This window comes from Nostoc sp. NMS4 (assembly GCF_017115095.1).
Lineage (GTDB): Bacteria > Cyanobacteriota > Cyanobacteriia > Cyanobacteriales > Nostocaceae > Nostoc.
Window position 1 is genome coordinate 1 of the sequence record NZ_JABXKI010000305.1, and the last position, 7,644, is coordinate 7,644.

At 45.2% G+C, this 7,644-nt stretch carries 4 protein-coding genes; 2 read left to right on the forward strand and 2 right to left on the reverse strand.

Translation table 11 applies throughout. The features are described from left to right. Positions 1-485: tachylectin-related carbohydrate-binding protein (locus tag HWQ37_RS28835; RefSeq protein ID WP_292753841.1), on the reverse strand; the 485-nt coding region annotated here is incomplete at its 3' end. A 429-nt stretch (positions 486-914) separates the two neighbouring features. On the opposite strand from HWQ37_RS28835, the gene HWQ37_RS28840 reads away from it, so the two are divergent. Together HWQ37_RS28840 and HWQ37_RS28845 are read left to right on the forward strand one after the other, a co-directional pair. Beyond that, positions 915-2,282 carry an AAA-like domain-containing protein gene (locus HWQ37_RS28840; RefSeq protein ID WP_292753842.1) on the forward strand — a complete coding sequence of 456 codons (1,368 nt, stop codon included), beginning with the start codon at positions 915-917 and terminating at the stop codon, positions 2,280-2,282. Positions 2,283-2,311: 29 nt separating this feature from the next. Further along, positions 2,312-5,842, forward strand: a complete 3,531-nt coding sequence (locus HWQ37_RS28845) for a WD40 domain-containing protein (RefSeq protein WP_292753843.1) — start codon at positions 2,312-2,314, stop codon at positions 5,840-5,842. A 69-nt stretch (positions 5,843-5,911) separates the two neighbouring features. On the opposite strand, the gene HWQ37_RS28850 is transcribed toward HWQ37_RS28845, so the two are convergent. Further along, positions 5,912-7,024, reverse strand: a complete 1,113-nt coding sequence (locus tag HWQ37_RS28850; protein ID WP_292753844.1) for a cellulase family glycosylhydrolase — start codon at positions 7,022-7,024, stop codon at positions 5,912-5,914. Positions 7,025-7,644 lie beyond the last annotated feature (620 nt).

Genomic DNA, 7,644 nt, shown 5'->3' on the forward strand with positions numbered 1-7,644 from the left:
ACTAAAGTTAATAGGAAATCGATGCCGAGGGCACCGCTATCATGCATGTGTCCACTGAATGTGAACTGTCCATCACGCGCCATGACAAGCTTTGCAGAGCCACCGATTGAAAGTCCCGACGTGATTGCCCCTGAATCCAGTGTCACCGCCGATGGCAAATCTGGTTGACTAAAGCCGTCGCCGCCGTAAAATAGATGCTTGAAGCTCCATCCAACGCCTACCTTTCTGGCGTTGTTGTCAGTCCAATTAAAGCTGCCGTCATTTCGCCCATCGTGACGATACCACAGCAAGTCATTATTATCATTTACTGCATAGATGATGCCGTCACCGCCGTAAAATAAATGCTTGAAGCTCCATCCAACGCCTACCTTTCTGGCGTTGTTGTCGAGCCACTTAAAGCTGCCGTCAGTTCGACCGTCGTGGCGATACCACAGCAAGTCGTTGTTGTTCGCTACAGCATAGATAATGCCATTTTGTTCTAACATTGTTGACTCCTAAAATGTTAATGATTAGCAGAACGAATCGTTCTGTCGTCGCCCTTATTCAACCAACTGTTGATTTTGGCTGATTGTTTGTTCAGTGTGACTCAATGCATTGACTTGCTAATCTCGTACATTGGTTGTGTAGAAGCATTAGATGAGTGCTAATTTAAAGCTAATAACTAACTTGATTAGCGTTTGCTTTTTGCGCTTCATGTTTATATATTTGCCGATCGTAACTCGATATGATAACTGGGAAAATTCTGGACTTTACTATCAATAAATCTAGGAAAAGAATAAATAAAAATAGGGGAAAGTCTGGACTAGAAATCACATTAAAAGCAAAAAGTCTAGAAAAGTCAGGTGAAGCTACCCAATTGCTTCACCGATCAATCCTTGATATAACCAAGAGTATTCATCTTGCTAAACACAGCTATGAACGCCGAATCAGAACTTTCTTGGGAGCAAACCCAAAATCTGGTTAACACACTGGTATTCAAACATACTGGTAAATACCTCACTGATATTGAAATTGATGTCCTTCGAGGAGCGTGGGAAGGCAAGAGCTATGAAGAGATTGCTGAACAGTTATTTCGGAGTGTGAGCTATATAAATAAAGATGTGGGTTATCGATTGTGGAAGAAACTGTCAGAAGCATTAGGCGAAGAAGTGACCAAGAAGAGCTTTCGGCAGGCACTTAAGCGGGAATGGCAAAACCAGACTGCTGCTAAAACTTCATCAACACCAACATCAAATTCTGCGATCTGCGCTTCGCAGCAGCGCTTCGCTATCGCATTAGAATTTCCAGAAGGATCTGTCTCGCTAGATTCTCCTTTCTATGTAGAACGTCCCCCAATCGAATCTGACTGTTACAAGGAGATTTTGAAGCCAGGTTCTCTCATTCGGATTAGAGGACCCAAACAAATGGGAAAAACATCTTTACTCAATCGGGTTTTGGCTTATGCCGCTCAACAAAATTATCAAGTTGTTCGCATGAACCTGCGAAAAGCTGAAAAAACTGTCTTTACAAACTTAAATAGATTCTTACGATGGTTTTGTTTAAATGTTAGCCGACAACTGCACTTAGAACCGAAGCTGGACGACTACTGGGATGAAGAAATTGGCAGCAAGGTAAGCTGTACAGGCTACTTTCAATATTTATTAGAACAGTTAGAGACGAATTTAGTCATAGATTTAGACGAAATTGATGCCGTTTTTAACTATCCCGATATTGCTGAAGATTTTCTGGCTTTACTGCGTGAATGGCATGAGGAAGCCATGATTCAGGAAAGTTGGCGGAAGTTGCGATTAATTATTGCTCACTCAACAGAAGCGTATATCTCTTTAAATATCCATCAATCTCCGTTTAATGTTGGACTACCGCTACGATTGCCGCAGTTTAATCAACAGCAAGTCGAGACTTTGGCTCAGTTACACGGTCTAACTTGGACAGTTAAAGAAACAGAACCATTAATCGCAATGGTTGGAGGGCATCCCTATCTGATTCGCCTTGCCCTGTACCATCTTGCACACCAAGACGTGACACTCCAGCAATTGCTGCAAGATGCTCCGACCCATGCAGGAGTTTATAGCGATCACTTGCGGCGTTGCTTAGGGAATTTGAAACAGCAGCCAGAATTAGCAGCCCTATTGAAACAGGTCATGACAGCTCAAGATCCAGTTCAGTTAGAATCTGTAGCTGTTTATCATTTGGACAGTATGGGACTCGTGCATCTCAAGGGTAATCAAGTGACACCGAGTTGTGAGCTATATCGTCAGTATTTCAGCACTAATCTTTCTTAAAGTTTGAGTTTTCCGACACCAGCAAAATTATGAATAAAATCTATCACGGAGATTACGAATACAAAGTTGGAGGAAGCTTACCGCCGAATGCACTCTGCTACGTAACACGGCAAGCCGATCGCGAACTGTTGGCGGCGTTAGAAGCGGGTGAATTCTGTTATGTGTTCAACTCTCGACAGATGGGGAAGTCGAGTTTGAAGGCACGAACCATGCAACTGCTGGAGGCAAAAAATATCGCTTGTGCGGCGGTTGATGTGACTAAACTAGGTGCAAAGCAGGTGACTGCTGACCAATGGTATAAGGGTTTAGTGGTGGAATTAGTTAGAGCTTTCAAGCTTTCAGGGAAATTTGATTTAAAGGCTTGGAGGAACGAACAAACAGAACTTTCTGCAATTCAACAACTCAGTCTGTTTATTGAAGATGTTTTACTGGTTAAGATTGCGAGAGTCTGTATTTTTCTAGAAGAAATTGATAATGTCAAGAGCTTAAATTTCTCAACCGACGATTTGTTTGCTTTGATTCGCGCTTGCTATGAGCAACGATCTAGCAATTCAATTTACGATCGCTTAACCTTCTGTCTGTTAGGTGTAGCAGTTCCGTCAGATTTAATTGTTGATAAGCAAAGAACACCCTTTAATATCGGTCGCTCAATTAATTTGACTGGGTTTAAACTTGTAGAGGCTAAGTCACCCTTAACTCAGGGATTAGCTGGAAAAGTAGATAATCCGGTAACAGTTTTACAAGAGATTTTAGATTGGACAGGCGGACAGCCCTTTCTAACTCAGAAGTTGTGTAAGTTAGTTGCAGAGAAAGCCGAAAGTCGAAAACCAAATATTGAACAGTTGGTGCAACAGTGTATTGTTGAGAATTGGGAATCACACGATACTCCTCCACATCTGAGGACAATCCGCGATCGCATTCGAGGCAGCGAACAGCGTCGAGGGCGGCTACTTGGGCTTTATCAGCAGATTTTGCAATGCAATGCGATCGTTGTAGATAACAGTCCCGAACAAATGGAATTACAGCTATCAGGATTGGTTGTCAAACACCAAGGCAAACTCAGCGTTTACAACCGCATTTATGAATCTGTTTTTGACAAGACTTGGGTTGAACAGGAATTAGCCTCGGTGCGTCCTGATTTTTATTTGGTAGCCTTAGCAGGCTGGCTTGCAACCAGTGGTCAAGAGGAATCCTGGCTGTTGCGGGGACAGACCTTACAAAAAGCGCAGCAGTGGGCAGCGGATAAAAGCTTAAGCGATCGGGATTACCACTTCTTAGATGCAAGTCGGGAAGTAGAACAACGCGACCTGCAACAGCGTTTTGATACCGAAGCAGAGGCCTCCGGAATTCTGGCAGAAGCCAACCTGGTTTTGGCAGACGCGAATCAAACCCTGGCACAGGCAAACCACAAGGCAAAACGACGCATTCGGATTGGAGGAGTAATCCTCGCGATCTCCGTAGTGGTGGCGATTGCAACGGGAATATTCGCTGGAAGAATGATTCAGGAAGCACAACTAGAGAGAATCAAATCCCTCAGCCTCTCCTCAACGGCTGCGCTGAATGCCAATCAAGAACTGGATGCCTTACTCGCTGCCCTCAAAGCCGCCATTCAGTTGAAAACCGCTCCTTGGGCAGATATTGAGACTCGATCGGCTGTCCAGTTGGCGTTGCAGCGATCGCTTTTCCAAATCAGTGAACGCGATCGCCTGGAAGGACACAGCAATCAGGTCAGAAGTGTAGACTTTAGCCCAGATGGACAGACCCTGGTAACTGCGAGTGAGGACAACACAGTCAGGTTGTGGAGTATTGATGGACGAGAACTCCAACGGCTGTCGGGACAGAATCAGTCTTTTAGAAGTGTGAAGTTTAGCCCTGATGGCAAGCAGATTGCCGCTATCAGTGCCGATAACACAATCAAACTGTGGACTGTGGAGGGCAAAGAACTGAAGACCTTCCCTGGGCAAGGTGATGAAGATAATTTTATGGCTGACCTTTGTTTTAGTCCCAATGGTCAAGTGATTGCAGCTTCTGGCGTTAACCATACCGTCAAACTTTGGCGCATAGATGGACAAGCATCTAAAACACTGACAGGGCATAAGATACAGGTTTGGAGTCTTAGTTGCAGTCCCGATGGGCAGACCATCGTTGCAGCGGATCAGGGGGGAATCGTCAAACTTTGGCGCATGAATGGTCAGGAACTCAAAAGCTTCCCAGTCGAGCCACAATCAATTTATGGGATTAGCTTTAGCCCCGATGGTCAGTTGATTGCTACGGCAGGCGGAAACACTGAAATCAATCTGTGGAACTTAGCAGGGAAAAAACTCAAAACCATTGGCAAGCATGATAATTTCGTCATTGGGGTGCGTTTCAGTCCAGATGGTCAGACAATCGCTTCAGTCAGTGCCGATAAGACTGCCAAGTTATGGAACCTGAATGGACAAGTCCTCAAAACATTCAAAGGTCATCACAATTCAGTGTTTGGGCTTAGTTTTAGTCCCGATGGTCAGGCGATCGCCACTGCCGGAGGAGATGACACGATTAGGTTATGGAGTCTGAGCAATCCAAACCATCAGACCTTGATCGGGCATACTGATTCTCTATACAGTGTGAGCGTGAGTCCTAATGGTAAAATCATTGCCACTGCTGGAGATGCTGTTGCTGGAGACGGTCAGGTCATTCGCCTATGGAGTCGAACGGGGCAGGCGTTGAAAACCATTAGTGCTAAGAGCGGTGATTGGAATCGGATTTGGAGCCTCAGTTTTAGTCCAGATGGCAGGATGATCGCGGCTGCCAGTTATGACAAAACCCTCAAACTTTGGAACCTCAATGGGCAACTTCTAAAAACCTTCAACGGACACAGTAAAGATGTCACTGAGGTGCGTTTTAGTCCCGATGGTCAAACTCTAGCAACAGCCAATTATGATGGCACCGTCAAGCTTTGGCAGGTTGACGGTCGAGAGCTAAGAACGCTCAAAGCAAATGCAGGTAAGGTCTGGAGTGTGGGCTTTAGTCCCGATGGTATGCTCCTTGCCTCTGCCCATGACAATGGCACAATTAAGCTTTGGAACCTTCAGGGGCAACTCTTGAAAACATTCCAGGGACACAGCAGCTACATTACCCGTGTCCAGTTTAGCCCGGACGGTAAAACCCTTGCCTCTGCCAGCCGTGACAAAACGATTAAACTCTGGACGCTAGACGGTCATGAATTGAAAACATTCACAGGACATTCTGCTGGTGTAACAGGATTAAGCTTCAGCCCCAACAGTAAAACACTTGCTTCTTCCAGCCCAGATAGCACCATTCGGCAGTGGAACACTGAAACAGGACAAGAGTTCCAAACCATTACAGGACAAGGTTATCCTTTCTGGAATGTGAGCTTTAATCCCAATGGCAAAACCCTTGTTTCGGTCAGCGATGATGCCAAAGTTGAAATTTGGAATGCCGAAATGCTAGAGCCTCAGCAGTTAATTGATCGAGCTTGCACTTGGTTGAAGGATTATCTTAACCATAATGTTAGGGTAGACCCGAGCGCTCGACACATTTGTGATGGCATCCAATAAAGAATGCTCCGATCAAAGCAGTCGATCGTTGAGCATCTGCGAGGCTTGATCGGTAAATCCCTATCAGAATTACATACTAGGCGGTGTCACCGAAGTATTTTTAATGCTGTAAGGGCTAGAAATAGCGACCTCCTTTGCCCATCCTGGCTTGATATGCTTAAACAAGCGATCGGGGGTCATATCCATAACTGCACATAGCGGATCATTGAAAGCGTTACCGGGTCCCCATTCCCAGGCATACCAGCCAATTTCGTTGTTATGACATACTTCCAGGATGGTTTGGTAGTCAATTTTACCCTTGACACTGCAAACACTGGCTGTGGGATCGCCGGGGTAGCCGCCAAATTTAGAGAATTCTCCAACAATCAGAGGATAACCTAGATTGACCGAATTTTGGAGATGTGTGCGGATGTAGTTAGCATCGGCACCGTCGGAGATGGACCAATACAGGTGAACTGAGAAGAGCAGGTTTTTATCGGGATCGGCGTTGAGTAAGGTAGACGCAGTGGCATCCAAAAGTGCCAAATTTTTGCCCCACTCAGCTGCGTCAATGATTAATGGGGTATGAATTCCGGCGTTGCGCATGGTTTGAATTACATTTGTATAACCAGCTATAAATTCACTAGCGGTGACTGTTTCATCACCGACTTCATTACCAATATTGATCAGTAAGTATTCCTGATGTTTTTGGATAATGTTGATGATTCTGGGCTGTATCCAATACTGCATAAGGTCGGGGAGACGTGACCACTTTCCAGTGGCATCATGAAGTTCGACTGTTGGGATGAGGTGGTTGGCTTTGGCGTTAGTGATGAGTGCGTCGAGACGTGCAGGATCGGTGTCGGAGAGACCAGGGTTAAGGTCTTTGCGGATTGCCCAGACAATGCGGACAGAGTTGGCTCCAGTTTTGCGAATTTCGGGGAAGGAGATGCTGCCTGCGGGGTCTGATGCTTCGTCCCAAACAGACATTTTATTCACTCCCCGCAGAATGATTTTGTTGCCAAGTCTGTCATAGAGATACCGCCCCTTAGTATAAAATGTATCTCTTGTTCCTCTAGACCGTTGAATGGGTTGAGCCAAAGCAGAAGCTATTTGATTCCATGGAGTTGAACTGGCGGCTACAGAAGCAACAAAGCCACCCCCTGCCTGTAAAAAGTAGCGCCGAGAAAGTTGATTGGTCATGGCTGATTCTCTTGATTAAATACTTCAATAGGATGTAGGTTGGGTTGAGGGACGAAACCCAACGCGATCAGCTATACAAAAATAGGCTAACATCAACATCGGAACGATCGACAGTTTCAAGCTTTTCATAACTTCCACCTCATTTCTTCACTTCAAAAATGGAAAAAGTAGACTTTGCCAGTGTCCCCTAACACCCCGGGTGAGCGGCAACAATCGCCCCTATTTCTCACTGAACACCTGCCATCTGCCGCTCCAAGGACGTGTTAGACTTCGACAGAATGGATTCTTGCGCTTTATGATTCAGTTATTGCTGATAAAAGCTCAAAATGATAACTGGGAAAGTTCTGGATTTACTATCAAGAACTTTAGATAACAGATTGGAAAAGTTCAGGGCTACAAATGACTCTTAAAGCAAAAAGTCTGGAAAAGTCAGGTGCCCCCTTAATTCTTGATATAGCCAAACATAATTGGTGATGTTTTAGAATGCGAAATGGAACCCTACCGGGGCCCAGAAGGCAAGCCGACCAAACTCGTTGATGCTATCTTTAGTACGATTCCCGGTTCTGTTGCTTATATTGGCAAAGCTTCTGTTCATCGAGTCAATATCCCTGAACATAACC

Excerpts from the sequence above, each read along its gene's own strand:
- HWQ37_RS28840 (WP_292753842.1), top strand. The coding sequence starts at position 915 with ATGAACGCCGAATCAGAACTTTCTTGGGAGCAAACCCAAAATCTGGTT.
- HWQ37_RS28845 (WP_292753843.1), top strand. The coding sequence starts at position 2,312 with ATGAATAAAATCTATCACGGAGATTACGAATACAAAGTTGGAGGAAGC.
- HWQ37_RS28850 (WP_292753844.1), bottom strand. The coding sequence starts at position 7,024 with ATGACCAATCAACTTTCTCGGCGCTACTTTTTACAGGCAGGGGGTGGC.